This is a genomic window from Pseudomonas sp. SDT291_1_S447 (genome assembly GCF_054070155.1).
In genome coordinates, this window is sequence record NZ_JBSVXS010000093.1 from 1 (window position 1) to 21,205 (window position 21,205).

The 21,205-nt window shown below is 61.1% G+C and carries 8 protein-coding genes; 7 read left to right on the forward strand and 1 reads right to left on the reverse strand.

Translation table 11 applies throughout. The features are described from left to right. Positions 1-11,722, reverse strand: an 11,722-nt coding sequence (locus ACW9IR_RS22385; RefSeq protein ID WP_457465152.1) for a retention module-containing protein, incomplete at its 3' end; no start/stop codon positions are given. A gap of 359 nt (positions 11,723-12,081) precedes the next feature. Here ACW9IR_RS22385 and ACW9IR_RS22390 point away from each other — a divergent pair. From ACW9IR_RS22390 to ACW9IR_RS22420, 7 genes are all read left to right on the forward strand, one after another. Further along, entirely contained in the window at positions 12,082-13,431 is a 1,350-nt protein-coding gene (locus tag ACW9IR_RS22390; protein ID WP_095122337.1) for a TolC family outer membrane protein, read from the forward strand. Positions 13,432-13,465: 34 nt separating this feature from the next. Then, entirely contained in the window at positions 13,466-15,622 is a 2,157-nt protein-coding gene (locus ACW9IR_RS22395; protein ID WP_095122335.1) for a type I secretion system permease/ATPase, read from the forward strand. Continuing rightward, positions 15,612-16,979 (forward strand): HlyD family type I secretion periplasmic adaptor subunit, encoded by a 1,368-nt coding sequence (locus ACW9IR_RS22400; protein WP_007918311.1) that lies wholly within the window; start codon positions 15,612-15,614, stop codon positions 16,977-16,979. The genes ACW9IR_RS22395 and ACW9IR_RS22400 overlap by 11 nt, the downstream gene beginning before the upstream one ends. A gap of 361 nt (positions 16,980-17,340) precedes the next feature. Beyond that, complete coding sequence (locus ACW9IR_RS22405) at positions 17,341-18,237, forward strand: TauD/TfdA dioxygenase family protein (protein WP_457465153.1); 897 nt, start codon at positions 17,341-17,343, stop codon at positions 18,235-18,237. A 22-nt stretch (positions 18,238-18,259) separates the two neighbouring features. Beyond that, positions 18,260-19,120 (forward strand): ABC transporter ATP-binding protein, encoded by an 861-nt coding sequence (locus ACW9IR_RS22410; RefSeq protein ID WP_457465154.1) that lies wholly within the window; start codon positions 18,260-18,262, stop codon positions 19,118-19,120. Between the two features lie 20 nt (positions 19,121-19,140). Continuing rightward, the gene (locus ACW9IR_RS22415; protein WP_034151796.1) at positions 19,141-20,007 is read left to right on the forward strand and encodes an ABC transporter permease; all 867 of its coding nucleotides are present in this window, start codon (positions 19,141-19,143) and stop codon (positions 20,005-20,007) included. Positions 20,008-20,209: 202 nt separating this feature from the next. Further along, the gene (locus tag ACW9IR_RS22420) at positions 20,210-21,127 is read left to right on the forward strand and encodes a LysR family transcriptional regulator (protein WP_025113444.1); all 918 of its coding nucleotides are present in this window, start codon (positions 20,210-20,212) and stop codon (positions 21,125-21,127) included. The last annotated feature ends 78 nt before the right edge of the window (positions 21,128-21,205 follow it).

The following is a 21,205-nucleotide window of genomic DNA, read 5'->3' on the forward strand; positions in this document are numbered from 1 at the left end:
CCACGACTGGCGAACTGGTTACTGGTGCACCGACCGTCGCGGTGTAGACGACGTTGCCGCCTTCAGCGGCAGTGGCGATCGCGGTCAGTTTCACGGTGGTGGTGTCGATGGTGTCGGTAACGCTGGTGACCGCCGGAGTCGTGCTCGGCACGAGGTTTTCGAAGTTGCCACCGGTGGCGGTGCTGATGGTCGCCTGCACGGTACCGGCGTCTTTGTAGACGTCATCGGCTGGCGCTGGAACGGTTACGGTGCCAGTGGTTTTACCGGCGTCGATGGTGATCACGGCGCCGTTTGACAAGGTTACGGTCACTGGCGAACCAGCGGCGTTGGTCAGCGTGGCGGTGTAAACAATCGAACCGCCTTCAGCCACAGAACCGGTCGCACTGAGCGACAGGTTGGTGGTGTCGACAGTGTCGGTCACGGTAGTGCTGACCGGCGTTTTGTCAGCCACGAGGTTTTCGAAGTTACCGCCGGTCACGTCGGTGATCGCGTTTGTCAGCGGTGCATGACCGGTCAACGCATCGTTTGGCGCGGTAGTGGTCGCGGTGCCGGTGGTCTGGCCAACACCAATGGTGATGGTCTGACCGTTCGACAGGGTTACCACGACTGGCGAGCCCGTCACTGGCGCGCCGACGGTTGCGGTGTAGACGACGTTGCCACCCTCAGCCGCCGACTCGGTGGCCGTCAGTTTCACGGTGGTGGTGTCGATGGTGTCGGTGACGCTGGTCACAGCAGGCGTCGTGCTCGGCACCAGGTTTTCGAAGTTGCCACCGGTGGCGGTACCGATAGTCGCTTGCACGGTGCCGGCGTCTTTGTAAACGTCGTCAGCCGGGGCTGGAACGGTCACGGTGCCAGTGGTTTTACCGGCGTCGATGGTAATCACGGCGCCGTTCGACAGGGTTACGGTCACTGGCGAGCCAGCGGCGTTGGTCAGGGTCGCGGTGTAAACGATCGAGCCACCTTCAGCAACCGAACCAGTCGCGCTCAGCGACAGGTTGGTGGTGTCGACAGTGTCGGTCACGTTGGTGCTGACTGGCGTCTTGTCGGCCACAAGGTTTTCGTAGTTACCGCCGGTCACGTTGGTGATCGCGTTGGTCAGTGGCGCATGACCGGTCAATGCATCGTTTGGCGCGGTAGTGGTCGCGGTACCGCTGGTCTGGCCGACGCCGATGGTGATCGTCTGACCGTTGGCCAAGGTTACGACAACCGGCGAGCCGGTGACTGGCGCGCCGACAGTCGCGGTGTAGGTGACGTTGCCACCCTCAGCTGTCGACTCTGTCGCTGTCAGTTTGACGGTGGTGGTGTCGATGGTGTCAGTGACGTTGGTCACTGCCGGCACAGTGCTCGGTACCAGGTTCTCGAAGTTGCCACCGGTCGCGGTCGAAATGGTTGCTTCGACTTTGCCTGCATCTTTGTAAACATCATCCGCTGGCGCAGCGACGGTGACGGTGCCGGTGGTTTTGCCGGTCTCGATGGTGATCACGGCGCCGTTCGACAGGGTCACGGTCACTGGCGAGCCAGCGGCGTTGGTCAAGGTTGCGGTGTAGACGATCGAGCCACCTTCAGCCACCGAGCCAGTCGCGCTCAGCGACAGATTGGTGGTGTCGACGGTATCGGTGACATTGGTCGAAACCGGGGTCTTGTCGGCAACAAGGTTTTCGTAGTTGCCACCGCTTACCTCAGTGATCGCATTGGTGATCGGCGCGTGGCCAGTCAATGCGTCGTTTGGTGCCGTGGTGGTCGCGGTACCGGTGGTCTGGCCGACGCCGATGGTGATCGTCTGACCGTTGGCCAAGGTTACGACAACCGGCGAGCCGGTGACTGGCGCGCCGACAGTCGCGGTGTAGGTGACGTTGCCACCCTCAGCTGTCGACTCTGTCGCTGTCAGTTTGACGGTGGTGGTGTCGATGGTGTCAGTGACGTTGGTCACTGCCGGCACAGTGCTCGGTACCAGGTTCTCGAAGTTGCCACCGGTCGCGGTCGAAATGGTTGCTTCGACTTTGCCTGCATCTTTGTAAACATCATCCGCTGGCGCAGCGACGGTGACGGTGCCAGTGGTTTTGCCCGCCTCAATGGTGATCACGGCGCCGTTCGACAGGGTCACGGTAACTGGCGAGCCAGCCGCGTTGGTCAGCGTTGCGGTGTAGATGATCGAGCCACCTTCAGCAACCGAACCCGTCGCGCTCAGCGACAGGTTAGTGGTGTCGACGGTATCGGTGACATTGGTCGAAACCGGGGTCTTGTCGGCTACCAGATTCTCGTAATTACCGCCGGTTACACCGGTGATCGAGTTGGTCAGTGGCGCCTGACCGGTCAGCGCATCGTTCGGTGCGGTGAAGGTCACTGTGCCGGTGGTTTTACCGACTTCGATGGTGATGTTCTGACCATTGGCCAGCGTTACGGTGACCGGCGAACCAGTTACCGGAGCGCCGACAGTGGCGGTGTAAGTGACGGTGCCGCCTTCAGCCACGGAGGTATCAGCCGTCAGTTTGACGGTCGAGGTGTCGATGGTATCGGTCACTTCGGTCACAGCCGGCGTCGTGCTCGGCACCAGGTTTTCGAAGTTGCCACCGGTAACGGTGGAGATCGTCGCTTCAACCTTGCCGGCGTCTTTGTAGACGTCGTCGGCTGGCGCAGGAACAGTCACAGTGCCGGTGGTTTTACCGGCCTCGATGGTGATGACGGCGCCGTTGCTCAGCGTCACGGTCACTGGCGAGCCAGCCGCGTTGGTCAGGGTTGCGGTGTAAACAATCGAACCACCCTCGGCCACAGTGCCGGTCGCAGTCAGCGACAGGTTAGTGGTGTCGACAGTGTCGGTGACATTGGTCGAAACCGGGGTCTTGTCGGCCACCAGATTTTCGTAGTTGCCACCGCTGACCTCAGTGATCGCATTGGTGATCGGCGCGTGGCCGGTCAATGCGTCGTTCGGCGCGGTGGTGGTGGCGGTGCCCGTGGTCTGGCCGACGCCGATGGTAATGGTCTGACCGTTGGCCAAGGTCACAACCACAGGCGAACCGGTAACCGGCGCGCCAACCGTGGCGGTGTAAGTGACGGTGCCTCCTTCGGCCACGGAGGTATCTGCCGTCAGTTTGACGGTCGAGGTGTCGATGGTGTCGGTGACTTCGGTCACGGCCGGAACAGTGCTCGGCACCAGATTTTCGAAGTTGCCGCCCGTTGCCGTCGAGATCGTCGCTTCGACTTTGCCGGCGTCTTTGTAGACGTCATCGGCTGGCGCTGGAACAGACACGGTGCCAGTGGTTTTGCCGGCTTCGATGGTAATCACCGCGCCGTTCGACAGGGTCACGGTGACTGGCGAGCCGGCAGCGTTGGTCAGGGTGGCGGTGTAAACAATCGAACCGCCTTCGGCCACAGAGCCGGTCGCGCTCAGCGACAGGTTGGTGGTGTCGACGGTGTCAGTGACGCTGGTCGAAACCGGTGTCTTGTCGGCCACCAGATTCTCGTAATTGCCACCGCTTACCTCGGTGATTGCATTGGTGATCGGTGCGTGACCGGTCAATGCATCGTTCGGGGCGATGGTGGTTACGGTCCCGGTGGTTTGGCCAACGCCGATGGTGATGGTCTGACCGTTTGACAGGGTGACGACAACAGGCGAACCGGTAACCGGCGCACCCACCGTCGCGGTGTAAGTGACGGTGCCACCTTCAGCGGCAGTCTCGGTCGCCGTCAGTTTCACGGTCGAGGTGTCGATGGTGTCAGTCACTTCGGTGACGGCTGGAACAGTGCTCGGCACCAGATTTTCGAAGTTGCCACCGGTAGCGGTGGAGATCGTCGCTTCGACTTTGCCGGCGTCTTTGTAGACGTCATCAGCCGGAGCCGGAACGGTCACGGTGCCAGTGGTTTTACCGGCTTCGATGGTGATTACCGCGCCATTCGACAGCGTCACGGTGACTGGTGAGCCAGCCGCGTTGGTCAGCGTAGCGGTGTAGATGATCGAACCACCTTCCGCAACGGTGCCGGTCGCCGTCAGCGACAGATTGGTGGTGTCGACGGTGTCGGTGACATTGGTCGAAACCGGCGTCTTGTCCGCCACCAGGTTTTCGAAGTTGCCGCCGCTGACCTCAGTGATCGCATTGGTGATCGGCGCATGGCCGGTCAGTGCATCGTTTGGTGCGGTGGTGGTCGCGGTGCCGGTGGTCTGGCCGACGCCGATGGTGATGGTCTGACCGTTAGCCAGGGTCACGACCACAGGCGAACCGGTGACTGGCGCGCCGACGGTTGCGGTGTAAGTCACGCTGCCACCCTCAGCCGCCGACTCGGTCGCGGTGAGTTTGACGGTGGTGGTGTCGATGGTGTCGGTGACGTTGGTCACCGCCGGCACGGTGCTCGGAACCAGGTTCTCGAAGTTGCCGCCGGTTGCATCCTTGATGGTCACTTCGACTTTGCCGGCATCTTTGTAGACGTCATCGGCTGGAGCAGCGACGGTCACGGTACCCGTGGTTTTACCGGCTTCGATGGTGATCACCGAACCGTTGCTCAGGGTCACGGTTACCGGCGTGCCAGCCGGGTTGGTCAGCGTCGCGGTGTAAACGATCGAACCGCCTTCAGCCACCGAATCGGTCGCGGTCAGGTTCAGGTTGGTGGTGTCGGTGGTGTCCGAAACCGCGGTGTCGGCGGATTTGCCGTCGACCGCGAGTTTTTCGTAATTGCCGCCGGTGGCGCCATCGATGGTCACGCTCAGCGAGCTGCCGCCGGCCAATGGGCTGTTCGGTGCAACGAAGTTCACCGAGCCGGTGGTTTCACCGACAGCGATGGTAATGGTCTGACCGTTGGACAGAGTCACGACAACCGGTGAACCCGTCACGGGTGCGGTCACGGTCGCGGTGTAGACCACGGTTTCGCCTTCGGCGACGTTCGCCGTGGCGGTCAGCGACACGGTGGAGGTGTCGATGGTGTCGTTGACGGTGGTGACCGCCGGGGCGGTATTGGTGACGAGGTTTTCGAAGTCGCCACCGGTCGCGCCTTTGATGGTCGCTTCAACGGTGCCGGCGTCTTTGTAGACGTCATCTTTTGGTGCATCGACGGTGACGGTGCCGGTGGTTTTGCCGGCGTCGATGGTGATCACGGCACCGTTCGACAGAGTCACGGTGACCGGCGAGCCAGCGGCATTGGTCAGGGTCGCGGTGTAGGTGATCTGGCCACCTTCGTTCACCGCACCGGTGGCGCTGAGCGACAGGTTGGTGGTGTCGACGGTGTCGGTCACGGTGGTGCTGACCGGGGTTTTGTCGGCCACGAGGTTTTCGTAGTTGCCGCCGGAAACATCCGTGATCGCGTTGGTCAGCGGTGCATGGTCAGTCAGCGCATCATTCGGTGCGGTGGTGGTCACGGTGCCGGTGGTTTTGCCGACTTCGATGGTGATGTTCTGGCCGTTGGCCAGGGTCACCACAACTGGCGAACCAGTGACTGGCGCACCGACCGTGGCGGTGTAGGTGACGGTGCCACCTTCAGCCGCCGACTCGGTGGCGGTCAGTTTGACCGTCGAGGTGTCGATGGTGTCAGTGACGTCGGTTACGGCTGGCGTGGTGCTCGGAACGAGGTTCTCGAAGTTGCCGCCGGTAGCGTCCTTGATCGTGACTTCGACTTTGCCGGCATCTTTGTAGACGTCGTCGGCAGGTGCAGGAACGGTCACGGTGCCGGCGGTTTTGCCCGCTTCGATGGTGATTACCGAACCGTTCGACAGGGTCACAGTGACCGGGGTACCGGCCGGGTTGGTCAGGGTCGCGGTGTAAACAATCGAACCGCCTTCAGCCACGGTGCCAGTCGCGGTCAGCGACAGGTTGGTGGTGTCGACGGTGTCAGTAACGTTGGTTGAAACCGGTGTCTTGTCGGCTACCAGATTCTCGTAGTTACCGCCGCTCACATCAGTGATCGCATTGGTCAGCGGGGTATGGCCGTTCAACGCGTCGTTCGGCGCGGTGGTGGTCACGGTGCCGGTAGTCTTGCCGATTTCGATGGTGATGTTCTGACCGTTGGCCAGCGTCACGACGACAGGCGAGCCGGTGACTGGTGCGCCGACGGTGGCGGTGTAAGTGACGGTGCCACCTTCAGCCGCAGATTCGGTGGCGGTCAGTTTGACCGTCGAGGTATCGATGGTATCGGTGACTTCGGTCACGGCTGGAACGGTGCTCGGCACCAGATTCTCGAAGTTGCCGCCCGTAGCGTCCTTGATGGTCACTTCGACCTTGCCGGCGTCTTTGTAGACGTCATCGGCTGGCGCAGCGACAGTCACGGTGCCGGTGGTTTTACCTGCCTCGATGGTAATGACTGAGCCGTTCGACAGGGTCACAGTCACCGGCGAGCCAGCCGGGTTGGTCAGCGTCGCGGTGTAGATGATCGAACCGCCCTCGGCGACCGAGTTGGTGGCGCTGAGCGACAGGTCAGTGGTGTCGACGGTGTCAGTGACCGTAGTCGAAACCGGGGTCTTGTCAGCCACCAGGTTTTCGTAGTTGCCGCCGCTCACACCCGTGATCGAATTACCCAGCGACGCCTGACCGGTCAACGCATCGTTCGGCGCGGTGAAGGTCACGGTGCCAGTGGTCTTGCCGACTTCGATGGTGATGCTCTGACCATTGGCCAGGGTCACCACGACCGGCGAACCGGTGACCGGCGCGCCGACAGTGGCGGTATAGGTGACAGTGCCACCTTCAGCAACAGTGGTGTCGGCCGTCAGCTTCACGGTCGAGGTGTCGATGGTGTCAGTCACTTCGGTCACGGCCGGGACAGTGCTCGGCACCAGATTCTCGAAGTTGCCGCCCGTGGCGTCTTTGATGGTGACTTCGACTTTGCCTGAGTCTTTATAGACATCATCGGCAGGCGCCGGAACGGCCACGGTGCCGGTGGTCTTGCCCGCCTCGATGGTGATCACCGAGCCGTTGCTCAGGGTCACGGTGACCGGGCTGCCAGCGGCATTGGTCAGGGTCGCGGTGTAGGTGATCTGGCCGCCTTCAGCCACAGTTCCCGTCGCGCTCAGCGACAGGTTGGTGGTATCAGTGGTGTCGGTGACGGTGGTGCTGACCGGGGTTTTGTCAGCCACGAGGTTTTCGTAATTGCCGCCGGAAACGTCGGTGATCGCATTGATCAACGGTGCATGGCCAGTCAGCGCATCGTTCGGTGCGGTGGTGGTCACGGTGCCGGTGGTTTTGCCGACTTCGATGGTGATGTTCTGGCCGTTGGCCAAGGTCACGACGACAGGCGAACCGGTGACTGGCGCGCCCACGGTAGCGGTGTAGGTAACGGTGCCACCTTCAGCCGTCGACTCGGTAGCGGTCAGTTTGACCGTCGAGGTGTCGATGGTGTCAGTGACGTCGGTAACGGCTGGGGTGGTGCTCGGAACGAGGTTCTCGAAGTTGCCGCCAGTGGCGTCCTTGATGGTCACTTCGACCTTGCCGGCGTCTTTGTAGACGTCATCGGCCGGAGCTGGAACGGAGACAGTGCCGGTGGTTTTGCCGGCTTCAATGGTGATCACCGAACCGTTGCTCAACGTCACGGTCACTGGCGTGCCAGCCGGGTTGGTCAGCGTCGCGGTGTAAACGATCGAACCGCCTTCCGTCACGGTGCCGGTCGCAGTCAGCGACAGGTTGGTGGTGTCGACGGTGTCAGTAACAGTGGTCGAAACCGGGGTTTTGTCGGCGACCAGATTCTCGTAGTTACCGCCGCTCACCTCAGTGATCGCATTGGTGATCGGCGCGTGGCCGGTCAATGCATCGTTCGGTGCGGTGGTGGTCGCGGTGCCGGTGGTCTGGCCTATGCCAATGGTGATGGTCTGACCGTTAGCCAGGGTCACGACCACAGGCGAACCGGTCACTGGCGCGCCGACGGTTGCGGTGTAAATCACGCTGCCACCCTCAGCCGCCGACTCGGTCGCGGTGAGTTTGACGCTGGTGGTGTCGACGGTGTCAGTGACGTCGGTTACGGCTGGGGTGGTGCTCGGAACGAGGTTCTCGAAGTTGCCGCCAGTGGCGTCCTTGATCGTGACTTCGACCTTGCCGGCGTCTTTGTAAACGTCATCTGCTGGCGCAGGAACCGTCACGGTGCCGGTGGTTTTACCGGCTTCGATGGTGATCACCGAGCCGTTGCTCAAGGTCACGGTCACCGGCGTGCCGGCCGGGTTGGTCAGCGTCGCGGTGTAAACGATCGAACCGCCTTCCGCCACGGTGCCGGTCGCAGTCAGCGACAGGTTGGTGGTGTCGACGGTGTCAGTGACAGTGGTCGAAACCGGGGTTTTGTCGGCGACCAGATTCTCGTAGTTACCGCCGCTCACCTCAGTGATCGCATTGGTGATCGGCGCGTGGCCGGTCAATGCATCGTTCGGTGCGGTGGTGGTCGCGGTGCCGGTGGTCTGGCCTATGCCAATGGTGATGGTCTGACCGTTAGCCAGGGTCACGACCACAGGCGAACCGGTCACTGGCGCGCCGACGGTTGCGGTGTAAATCACGCTGCCACCCTCAGCCGCCGACTCGGTCGCGGTGAGTTTGACGCTGGTGGTGTCGACGGTGTCAGTGACGTCGGTTACGGCTGGGGTGGTGCTCGGAACGAGGTTCTCGAAGTTGCCGCCAGTGGCGTCCTTGATCGTGACTTCGACTTTGCCGGCGTCTTTATAGACGTCATCGGCGGGCGCCGGAACGGTCACGGTGCCAGTGGTTTTGCCGGCTTCGATGGTGATCACCGAACCGTTCGACAGGGTTACGGTGACAGGCGAACCCGCTGCGTTGGTCAGGGTTGCGGTGTAAGTGATCTGACCGCCTTCAGCCACCGTGCCTGTAGCGCTCAGCGTCAGGTCGGTGGTGTCAGTGGTGTCAGTCACCGTGGTGCTGACCGGGGTTTTGTCGGCAACGAGGTCTTCGTAATTGCCGCCGCTCACGCCCGTGATCGCGTTGGTGATCGGTGCGTGGCCGGTCAACGCATCGTTTGGTGCAGTGGTGGTCACGGTGCCGGTGGTTTTGCCGACTTCGATGGTGATGTTCTGACCATTGGCCAGGGTCACGACCACAGGCGAACCGGTCACCGGAGCGCCAACAGTGGCGGTGTAAGTGACGGTGCCATCTTCAGCCGCCGACTCGGTGGCGGTCAGTTTGACCGTGGTGGTGTCGACGGTATCGGTCACGTCGGTGACGGCTGGAACGGTGCTCGGAACGAGGTTCTCGAAGTTGCCGCCAGTCGCGTCCTTGATGGTGACTTCGACTTTGCCGGCGTCTTTATAGACGTCATCGGCGGGCGCCGGAACGGTCACGGTGCCAGTGGTTTTACCCGCCTCAATGGTGATCACCGAGCCGTTGCTCAGGGTCACAGTGACAGGCGAACCTGCGGCGTTGGTCAGCGTGGCGGTATAAACAATCGAACCACCCTCAGCCACGGAACCGGTCGCGCTCAGCGACAGGTTGGTGGTGTCGGCAACATCGGTAACGCCGGTCGAAACCGGAGTCTTGTCGGCCACCAGATCTTCGTAATTGCCGCCCGAAACGCCAGTGATCGAGTTGGTCAGCGGCGCATTACCGGTCAACGCGTCATTCGGCGCGGTAGTGGTCACGGTGCCGGTGGTTTTGCCGACTTCAATGGTGATGCTCTGGCCGTTGGCCAATGTCACCACAACAGGCGAACCGGTCACCGGCGCGCCGACGGTGGCGGTGTAAGTGACGCTGCCACCTTCAGCAACCGAGGTATCAGCCGTCAGTTTCACGGTCGAGGTGTCGATGGTGTCGGTCACTTCGGTCACGGCCGGGACAGTGCTCGGCACCAGATTCTCGAAGTTGCCGCCGGAAGCTTCCTTGATGGTTACTTCAACTTTGCCTGAGTCTTTATAGACGTCATCGGCTGGCGCCGGAACGGTCACGGTGCCAGTGGTTTTGCCCGCATCGATGGTGATCACCGAGCCGTTGCTCAGGGTCACGGTCACCGGCGTGCCGGCAGGATTGGCCAGGGTCGCGGTGTAAACGATCGAGCCACCTTCGGCCACAGTCCCGGTCGCTGTCAGCGACAGGTTGGTGTCGTCGATCGAGTCGGTAATGGTGGTGGTCGCTGGCGTCGTGTTCGGCACCAGGTTTTCGAAGTTGCCACCGGTAGCGCCAGTGATGGTGGTGCTGATGGTACTGCCATTGTTGTAAACGTCGTTGGCCGCGGTCGGCACGTTGACCGAGCCTGTGGTCTTGCCGGCGTCAATGGTGATGGTTGAGCCGTTCGACAGAGTGATCGTCACCGGAGTCTGCGCGGCGTTGGTCAGCGTTGCGGTGTAAGTGATCTGGCCACCTTCGACGACTGTACCGGTAGCGGTGAGGCTGACGCTGGTGGTGTCGATCGAATCGGTGACCGTGGTAGTTGCTGGCGTGGTGTTTGGCACCAGACTTTCGAAGTTGCCGCCGGTAGCGCCAGTAATGGTGGTGCTGACAGTGCCGCCATTGTTGTAGACGTCATTGGCCGCCGTCGGCACGTTGACGGTGCCCGTAGTCTGGCCCGCTTCAATAGTGATGGTCGAACCGTTCGACAGGGTGACGGTGACCGGGGTTTGCGCCGGGTTGGTCAGGGTCGCGGTGTAGGTGATCTGGCCACCCTCGACCACTGTGCCGGTGGCAGTCAGGGTCAGGTTGGTGGTGTCGATCGAATCGGTGATGGTGGTCACCGCTGGCGTCGGGTTCGGCACCAGGTTTTCGAAGTTGCCGCCGCTGGCACCGGTGATTGTCGTGGTGACGGTGCTGCCATTGTTATAGACGTCATTGGCCGGGGTCGGCACGTTGACGGTGCCAGTGGTCTGGCCGGCGCCGATGGTGATGGTCGAGCCGTTCGACAGGGTGACGGTCACCGGGGTTTGCGCCGGGTTGGTCAGGGTCGCGGTGTAAGTGATCTGCCCACCTTCGGTGACACTCGGCCCCGCCGTCAGGGTGACGGTGGTGGTGTCGATGGTGTCAGTGACCTGGGTCGTGGCCGGAGTGGTCGGCGGCGTCACGGTGATGCCATTACCGCCGGTGGTGCCGGTGACGGTCACGTCGATCTGGGTCGGGTCGTTATAAACGGTGTCGTTCGGCGCCAGCGGCACGTTGACGGTGCCGGTGGTTGCACCTGCTGGAATCACAATCACCGCACCGTTGGACAGGGTGATGGTCAGGTCGGTCAGCGGCGCCTGGGTCAGGGTCGCGGTGTACACCAGCACGCCGCCGGCTTCGGTGATGGACGGCGTGGCGCTAAGGCTCAGGGTCGAATCACGCAGGGCGTTGGTGGTGGTGTCGGTGGTCTGGCCGCCGGTGATGTTTTGTGCGGCCTGACCGCCAGCATTGATGCCAGCAGTCGGGAAACCAATGGTCGGGTCAACGCGGCCAGCGGTGGCGTCGAGCATCACGAAACTGTGACCACCCCCGGCGGCACCGCCGGTGCCTGCGGCGCTCGGGCCGGCAGCGGTGGCATCGAGGGCGGTGGTCGGGTCGACACCGGCGGCGATGGCTTGCTGCAGTTCTGCTACCGACGGCGCCGCCTGCGCGGTGGCCTCGGCCAGGTCAGTGCTGGAGTCGGGCGCGTTGGCGCTCCACTGGGTTTCACGGCCCAGATCAAGGGTGCGGCCATCGGCCAATTCCAGCGACACGGCGCCGGAGAGGCCGGTGTCGATCTGGTCGCCAACGAACAGGCGGTCGCCTTCAACGAGTACGCGACGCACGCCCTCTGGGGACACCACGAATACCTGACCGACAATGCTTTTGACGATGGCAACAACACTGCTCATTGAAGACTCTCCGGGGTGTCACGTTCAGTTGACTTCCATGGACCTGATGGCATGGATGCCGATTCAGTCTGGACGTACTTTAAAATTTTGCGAAACAAGTTTGACGCTTACTTTCGTCAATATTTTGGCTACATTCTTTCGCTATTAACTTTATGCCAAACTATTGACCTTCTGGGTGCCATCCTAAACAATCGCCCCACTAATGTCACATTGATATTTCCGCGGCGACCTGTCCTTCAGCGTGTGATCCAGTTCCTGTTTTGAACTTTCCGACATACGGTCAACCCGGTTGCCAATCATCCGACGCAGCGCGACATTCTGCTGTGATTCAAGACAAGAAGTTCTGGAAAATTATTACCATGCGTTTGCCCCTTTTCATGGCTGTACCCTTCGCTCTCGCCGCCTCTTTTGTACAAGCACAATCCTTACCAGAAGCCATGCAGCAGGCACTGGATGTCCATCCGGAAATCCAGGCTGGGGTCAACAGTCGTTTGGCCGCGGATTATCAATTAAGAGCGGCAAAAGGTGGATACCTGCCGAAGGTCGATCTGCTCGGCGGTTATGGCCGTGAAGGCACCGACAGCGTTACTACCCGCGCCAATTCCGGTAACCACTACGAAACCCTGAACCGTAGCGAGTCAAGTTTACGTCTCTCGCAAATGGTTTTTGACGGTTTTGCGACGTCCAGCGAAGTCGGGCGTCAACAAGCCACCGTTAACTCCCGCGCTTACTCCTTGCTGGGCACTTCCGAGCGCACCGCGCTGACCGTCGCCCAGGTTTACCTGGACGTGCTGACCCGCCGCGAATTCGTGCGTCTGGCCGAAGAAAACCTCAAGAGCCACCAGCGCATCTACGACCAGATCCAGCTGCGCACCCAGCGTGGCGTCGGCAGCGGTGCCGACCTCGATCAGGCCGAAGCGCGGATGGCCCAGGCCCGCAACAACCTGATCACCGAGCAGACCAACCTCGCCGACTCGGAAACCAACTTCCTCAGCGCCGTTGGCCAGATGCCTGATCAACTTGAGCGTCCGGCGCCGTTCATGGCGATGATGCCGGCCAACCTCAATGAAGCGCGCCAGCAGATGCTGGAAAACAGCCCGATCCTGCGTTCGGCCGAGTCCGACATCGCCGCCGCCGAGAAACAGTACGAAACCGCCAAATCGACCTTTTACCCACGTTTCGACGCCGAACTGGGCCGTACCGCCGATAACGATCTCGATGGCCAGAACGGCCACAACAACGAATGGCAAGCCATGCTGCGCATGCGCTTCAACCTCTATTCCGGTGGCAGCAACAAGGCTGATCTGGAATCCAAGTCGTACCTGTCGAACCAGGCGCTGGACATCCGCAACAACGCCCTGCGTCAGTTGAACGAGGAACTCGGTCTGGCTTGGAACGCCTTGAACAACGCTAACGCGCAGGTGCCGATTGCGCAGCAATACGTCGATCACAGCACCTCGGTGCGCACTGCCTACCAGCGTCAGTTCAGCCTTGGCGAACGGACCCTGCTCGATTTGCTCGACAGCGAAAACGAGTTGTTCACCGCTTCGCGGCGTCTGGCGGAAATCAAAAACATTCAGTTATTTACTCAATACCGAATCAAGGCGACCATGGGCGAGTTGCTCAGAAGCCAGGGAGTGGTCGCACCGTTGGCATCCGTTGTGCAAAACGACGTGAAGCCCAAGGTCCAGCTGCCTGGGATGAATTGAGTTATCCCTTTTCAACTGTCAAAGAGTGTCGAGCGTGGAATCAGAAGTCAGTCGAGTTCAACTCAGTCATGATCCACGCGCGTTGCACGACGATCCGTTACTGGATGGCCTGCTCGCCCTTTGCATGCTTCATCAGAAACCCGCCAGCGCGGCGATGCTGACCACCGGCCTGCCGCTGCCCAAACAACGTCTGAGTGTCGAGTTGCTGCCCCGCGCGGCGGCTCGCGCCGGCCTGCAAGGTCGGGTATTGCAGCGCAAACTGGAAGAAATTCCGGCGATCGCCATGCCGGCCTTGCTGCTGCTCAAGGATGGCCGCAGCGCCGTCCTGCTCGGCTGGCAGGGTGACAACGAAGCGCGGGTGCTGCTCAGCGAAACCGACGGCGGCGAGTCCATTGTCAGTCGCGAACTGCTCGCCGACGATTACACCGGCAAAGTCTTTTTCGCTCAGCCGCAACACAAATTCGACGTCAACCACGGCACGCTGATTCCGCGTGCACGCTCGTGGTTCCGCGACACCCTCAAGCGTTCGCGCTGGCTGTACGCCGATGCGATCGCCGCGAGTTTCCTGATCAACATCATCGCCATGGCCGCGCCGCTGTTCGTGATGAACGTCTACGACCGCGTGGTGCCAAACCAGGCCGAAGCGACCCTGTGGGTGCTGGCGCTGGGTATCACTGGCGCCTATATCTTCGACCTGATTCTCAAGAGCCTGCGCAGCCTGTGCCTGGATCTGGCCGGGAAGAAAACCGACCTGATCATCTCCGCGACGCTGTTCGAGCGCATCGTCGGCATGGCGATGAAGTACCGCCCGGCGCGGGTCGGCAGCTTTGCGCAGAACATCCACGAGTTTCAGAGCCTGCGCGACTTCCTCGCCTCGCTGACCCTGACCAGCCTGATCGACCTGCCGTTCACCATCCTCATCTTTATTGTCATCGCCATTCTCGGCGGGCATCTGGTGTGGATTCCAGTGTTGGCGTTCCCGATTGCTCTGCTGATCGGCTACGCCTTGCAGAAGCCGCTGGTGGCGACGATGGAACGCACCATGGCCCTCGGTGCCGAGCGCCAGTCGAGCCTGATCGAAACCCTCGCCGGCCTCGACGCGGTGAAGGTCAACAACGCCGAAAGCGAACGCCAGTATCAGTGGGAGCAGACCATCGGCACCCTCAGCCGCCTCGAACTGCGGGTGAAAATGCTCTCCGGTCTGGCGATGAATATCACCTTGCTGATCCAGCAACTGGCCGGGGTGATCATGATTGTCTTCGGCGTCTACCAGATCATCGCCGGCAACCTGAGCATGGGCGGTCTGATTGCCTGCTACATGCTTAGTGGCCGCGCCCTCAGCCCGCTGGCCTCGTTGTCCGGTCTGCTGACCCGTTACCAGCAGGCACGGGTGACCATGACTTCGGTCGACCAGATGATGGAGCTGCCGCAAGAACGCAACTTCGAAGAGCGCCCGCTGAGCCGCAAGGTTCTGCAAGGCGCGATCGAGTGCCGCCAGCTCAGCTTCACCTACCCGGAACAACAGAACCCGGCGTTGAAGAACATCAACCTGGTGATCCGCCCCGGCGAGAAAATCGGCATCATCGGCCGCAGCGGCTCGGGCAAAAGCTCCCTCGCCAAACTGTTGGTCGGCCTGTATCAGCCGGACGACGGCGCGTTGCTGGTCGACGGTGTGGATATCCGCCAGATCGACGTCAGCGAACTGCGCTACAACATCGGCTACGTGCCGCAAGACATTCAACTGCTGGCCGGCACCCTGCGTGACAACCTCGTCTCCGGCGCGCGCTATGTAGAAGACGAACTGGTGCTGCAAGCCGCCGAACTGGCTGGCGTCCACGAATTCGCCCGCCTGCACCCGCAAGGCTACGAACTGCAAGTCGGCGAGCGCGGGCAGAACCTCTCCGGCGGTCAACGACAGAACGTCGCGCTGGCCCGGGCCTTGTTGCTCAACCCGCCGATTTTGCTGATGGACGAGCCGACCAGTGCGATGGACAACACCGGTGAAGAACGCCTCAAGCAACGCCTCGCCGCCGTGATTGAAAACAAGACCGTGGTGCTGGTCACGCACCGGGCTTCACTGTTGTCGCTGGTCGATCGTCTGCTGGTGATCGACCGTGGACAAATTCTCGCCGATGGCCCGAAAGCCGCCGTGATGGAAGCGTTGAAAAAGGGGCAGATCAGTGTTGCTTAAGTCGGGTTTCAAGGATTCGATCCGTCGCTACTTCAAAGGCTCGGCATCACTGCAGGGCCAGCCCCTGCCGGAGGTCAACAAGGCGCTGATCGAAGACGCCCCGCGCGTCGTGCGCCTGACCATCTGGGCGATCATCGGCTTCTTTATCTTCCTGCTGCTGTGGGCCAACTTCGCCGTCATCGACGAAGTGACCAAGGGCGACGGCAAGGCGATTCCGTCGTCGAAGATTCAGAAAATCCAGAACCTTGAGGGCGGGATCATCTCCGAACTGTTCGTCAAGGAAGGCCAGATTGTTGAAGCCGGCGCGCCGTTGATTCGCCTCGACGACACGCGATTTGCCTCCAACGTCGGCGAAACCGAAGCGGATCGCCTGTCGATGCTGCTGCGCGTTGAACGGCTGAGCGCCGAGGTCGATGACCGTCCGCTGAATTTTCCCGAGGACGTGCTCAAGGCCGTGCCGGGCCAAGCGAAAAGTGAGGAATCGCTGTACATCAGCCGCCGTCAGCAGTTGCACGACGAGATCGGTGGTTTGCAGGAGCAGTTGATTCAGCGTCAGCAAGAGCTGCGCGAATTCGCCTCCAAGCAAGCGCAGTATCGTCAGCAGCTCGGCTTGCAGCGTCAGGAAATCAACATGTCCGAGCCGCTGGTGGCGCAGGGCGCGGTGTCGCCGGTGGAGGTCTTGCGTCTGAAGCGTGCCGAGGTGGAAACCCGCGGTCAGCTGGATGCAACGACGCTGGCCATCCCGCGCGCCGAATCGGCGATCAAGGAAGTGCAGCGCAAAATTGATGAAACCCGTGGCAAATTCCGCAGCGAAGCGCTGACCCAACTCAACGAAGCGCGCACCGACCTGAACAAGGCCAGCGCGACGGGCAAGGCGCTGGAAGACCGCGTCAGCCGCACCCTGGTGACATCGCCGGTGCGCGGTATCGTCAACAAGTTGCTGGTCAACACCATCGGCGGCGTGATCCAGCCGGGCAGCGACATGGTCGAAATCGTACCGCTGGATGACACCTTGCTGGTCGAAGCGAAGATTCGTCCGCAAGACATCGCCTTCCTGCATCCGGGGCAGGAAGCGATCGTCAAATTCACCGCCTACGACTACACCATTTACGGCGGGCTCAAAGCCAAGCTTGAGCAGATCGGCGCCGACACCATTACCGACGAAGACAAGAAAACCACCTACTACATCATCAAGGTGCGCACTGAGCGCAGCCACTTGGGCACGGACGAGAAGCCGTTGCTGATCATCCCGGGGATGGTTGCTTCGGTGGACATCATTACCGGCAAGAAGTCGGTGTTGAGTTACCTGCTCAAGCCGATCATCCGCGCGCGGGCAGAGGCGTTGCACGAGCGCTGATTCTCTAGCGGCCTTACCGGCCTCATCGCGAGCAGGCTCACTCCTACAGTAACCGCATTTCTCCAGATGGAATGCGATCCCTGTAGGAGTGAGCCTGCTCGCGATAGCGGCAGCCCAAACACCACATCTCTGTCAGGAAGTGACAAAAACTGTCACTCACCACTCAGTCCATTCCTCACCATTCGCCATATCGTTATTCATTAACGGTATTTAATCTCCCGTTCTTATAGCTATAAAGTCATCCCCCTGCGTACCTGCCGACCAATCGGCGCGCCGCACGACCTGAACCAACACGCAATCCAGCGTGAGTGTCTGATCGACGAGCGCGCCCGTGAGCGTGCCGTGCGTGGGAGATGGAAAGATGTCCGCAGCTACTGCTTCCTCAAGCGCCGCGACCGCCGCGCCGCAATCTTTTGAAGTCCGCCCGTTCAGCGGTGCTGTCGGCGCCGAAATCATCGGTCTGGACCTCACCCGGTCGATCAATGATCAAGACTTCGCGCGCATTCATCGCGCGCACCTGGATCACCACGTCGTGGTGTTCCGCGACCAGCAAATAACCCCGCAACAGCAAATCGACTTCAGCCGCCGCTTCGGCGTGTTGCAGATCCATGTGCTCAAGCAGTTCCTGCTGGCCAACCACCCGGAAATCCTCATCGTTTCCAACATCATCGAAAACGGCCAGAACATCGGCCTCGGCGATGCCGGCAAGTTCTGGCACTCCGATCTCTCCTATAAAGAGCTGCCGAGTCTCGGCTCGATGCTCCACGCACAGGAGCTGCCAGAGGAGGGCGGCGACACGCTGTTCGCCGATATGCACAAAGCCTGGGACAACTTGCCCGAAGCGTTGCGCAAAGCGGTCGAAGGCCGCAGTGCCGCGCACTCCTACACGGCGCGTTACAGCGAAACCAAATTCGAAGGCAACTGGCGCCCGACCCTGACCCCGGAGCAGCTGGCTCAGGTCGCGGAAGTGGTGCACCCGGTGGTCCGTACGCACCCGGAGAACGGACGCAAGGCGCTGTTCGTCAGCGAGGGTTTCACCACGCGCATCGTTGGCCTGCCGGAAGACGAGAGTCAGCAACTGCTGAGCGAGCTCTATGCCCACAGCGTGCTGCCGCAAAACATCTACCGCCATCAGTGGCAGCCCCACGATCTGGTGTTCTGGGACAACCGTTCGCTGATCCATCTCGCCGCCGGCTGCCCGGCGCACCTGCGCCGCAAGCTGTATCGCACGACCATTCAGGGCGACGCGCCTTTCTGATTCGCTGGAGATTGATCAAAAAATGAACGCTCCCTTGCCAGGCCACGCGGCCAGCAACCCGATCGCCCGCAGCGACGCGTTGCTGGCGGTCGATCACGTCAGCCTCGAATACCGCACGCCGCAACGCGTGGTGCGCGCCACTCACCAGGTCAGTTTTGAAATCGATCCGGCCGATCGCTACGTGCTGCTCGGCCCGTCCGGTTGCGGCAAATCCACCTTGCTCAAAGCGGTGGCCGGGTTCATTCAACCGTGCGAAGGCGAGATCCGTCTGCAAGGCCAGCGCGTCGACGCGCCGGGGCCGGACCGCATCGTGGTGTTTCAGGAGTTCGATCAACTGCCACCGTGGAAAACCGTCAAACAGAACGTGATGTTTCCGCTGCTCGCGTCGCGCACTCTGAAGAAGAAAGAAGCCGAAGAACGCGCGCTGCACTATCTGGAAAAGGTTGGGCTGGCAGCGTTCGCCGAAGCTTACCCGCACACCCTGTCCGGCGGCATGAAAGCGCGCGTGGCGATTGCCCGTGCGTTGGCGATGCAGCCGAAAATCCTCTTGATGGACGAGCCGTTCGCCGCACTCGATGCGCTGACCCGCCGCAAGATGCAGGAAGAATTGCTGCTGCTCTGGGAAGAGGTGCGCTTCACTCTGCTGTTCGTCACCCACTCGATTGAAGAGGCGTTGGTGGTCGGCAATCGTATCCTGCTGCTGTCGCCGCATCCCGGCCGAGTGCGCGCCGAAGTGCACAGCCATCAATACGATTTGCACAGCTTGGGTGGTGTGGCATTTCAGGAATCGGCGCGGCGCATTCATCGTCTGCTGTTCGACGAGGGCCAGTCGCCGGAAACCGAGCGTGACCACGACTTCAATGACATTCGCATCGCCTATTGAGCGGCCAGGAGGATTACCCGATGAGCCATTCATCATCTGTGCGTGAAGAATTCGAAATTGTCCTGGAGCCGCTGACCGAAGTGCCGGTCGAGCGTGAGTTGTCGCTGGGTACGCGGCTGTGGCAACAGGGCTGGCTGCGTAAAGGCCTGATCCTGATTGTGCTGGCGGTGCTGTGGGAAGTGGTCGCACGGATTCAGAACAATGATTTGATGCTGCCGAGTTTCCTGCAGACCAGTCATGCGCTGTTCGAGGGCCTGCTCAGCGGTGAGTTGCTGGCCAAGGTGTGGATATCGCTGGTGGTGCTGATCAAGGGTTATCTGATTGGCATCGTCTTGGCGTTTGCCTTGACGACGTTGGCGGTATCGACGCAGTTGGGCCGTGATCTGTTGAGCACGATGACCTCTATGTTCAACCCGTTGCCGGCGATTGCCCTGTTGCCGCTGGCGTTGCTGTGGTTTGGTCTGGGGCAGAACAGCCTGATCTTCGTCTTGGTGCATTCGGTGTTGTGGGCGCTGGCGCTGAACACCTATGCCGGGTTTCTCGGCGTTTCCGAAACCCTGCGCATGGCGGGTCGCAATTACGGTTTGAAGGGTTTGCGACTGGTGTTGTTCATCCTGATCCCGGCGGCACTGCCGTCGATTCTCGCAGGGTTGAAGATCGGCTGGGCGTTTGCCTGGCGCACGTTGATCGCGGCGGAACTGGTGTTTGGCGCGACCAGTGGCAAGGGTGGGCTGGGTTGGTACATCTTTCAGAATCGCAATGAGCTGTATACCGACAAGGTGTTTGCCGGGTTGGCGGTGGTGATTCTGATCGGGTTGCTGGTGGAGAATCTGGTGTTCGATACGCTGGAGCGGGTGACTGTTAAGCGTTGGGGGATGCAGCGGTAATTCTGTGGCGTTGCGGCTGGCCTCATCGCGAGCAGGCTCACTCCTACAAGGGATCTGCGTAGGACACAAAATCTGTAGACACTGGAGATCAAATGTAGGAGTGAGCCTGCTCGCGATGGCGTCAGTGATGCCACCGCAATACTTGAAGGATGTTTGCTAGCATTGCGCTCAGATCAATCCTGATCAGCCATGAGTGCTCAGCATGCAACTCCCGGACATGAACCTTCTGGTCGCCCTCGACGCTCTGCTCGACGAGGGCAGTGTGGTCGGCGCCGCGCGGCGGATGAACCTCAGCCCGGCCGCCATGAGCCGCACCCTGACGCGAATCCGCGAAGCCATCGGTGATCCGATCCTGGTGCGAGCCGGTCGGGGTCTGGTGCCAACGCCCAAAGCCTTGGAATTACGCGAGCAGGTGCGCGACGTGGTCGAGCAGGCCGCGCTGTTGTTCCGCTCCGCCGACACCGTGGAGCTGGGCACGCTGCGCCGGCGCTTCAGCATCCGCGCCAATGACTTCTTCATCGGTGTCTACGGCGGCAAGCTATTCGACACCCTCGATCAACTGGCGCCACACTGCGAATTGCGTTTCGTCCCGGAAGGCGATGGCGATGATGAAGCCCTGCGAGAAGGGCGCATCGATCTGAGCGTCAGCAACACCCGCCCCGTCACCCCTGAAGTCAAAGTGCAGAACCTGTTCTCGACGCACTTCGTGGGACTGGTGCGCGAAGATCATCCATTGCTCGACGGTGAAATCACTGCCGAGCGCTACGCCGGGTTTTCCCACATCAGCATGTCGCGCCGCGGCATCGCGCGCGGTCCTATTGATACCGCGCTGAATGCGCTGGGTCTGGAGCGGCGCGTCGCGGTGATCGCGCCGAGTTTCCATGCGGCAATGTTTGCCTTGCCGGATTCCGACCTGATCCTGCCAGTGCCCAAAGAGGCGTTGCTCAGCGTGCGTCGCCTGGGTTTGAAACTGCGCTCATTCGACCTGCCGATCCCATTGCCGACCTTGATGCTGACCCAGGCCTGGCACCCGCGCTTCGATAAGGATCCGGCGCATCGCTGGCTGCGCGAAACCCTCAAGGCTTGTTGTGATGAAACGTGGCTGGCTGCACAACCTTAATCCCCCAACCAACACAAAACCCTTGTAGGAGTGAGCCTGCTCGCGATGGCGGTGTGTCATTCAATACATGCATCGACT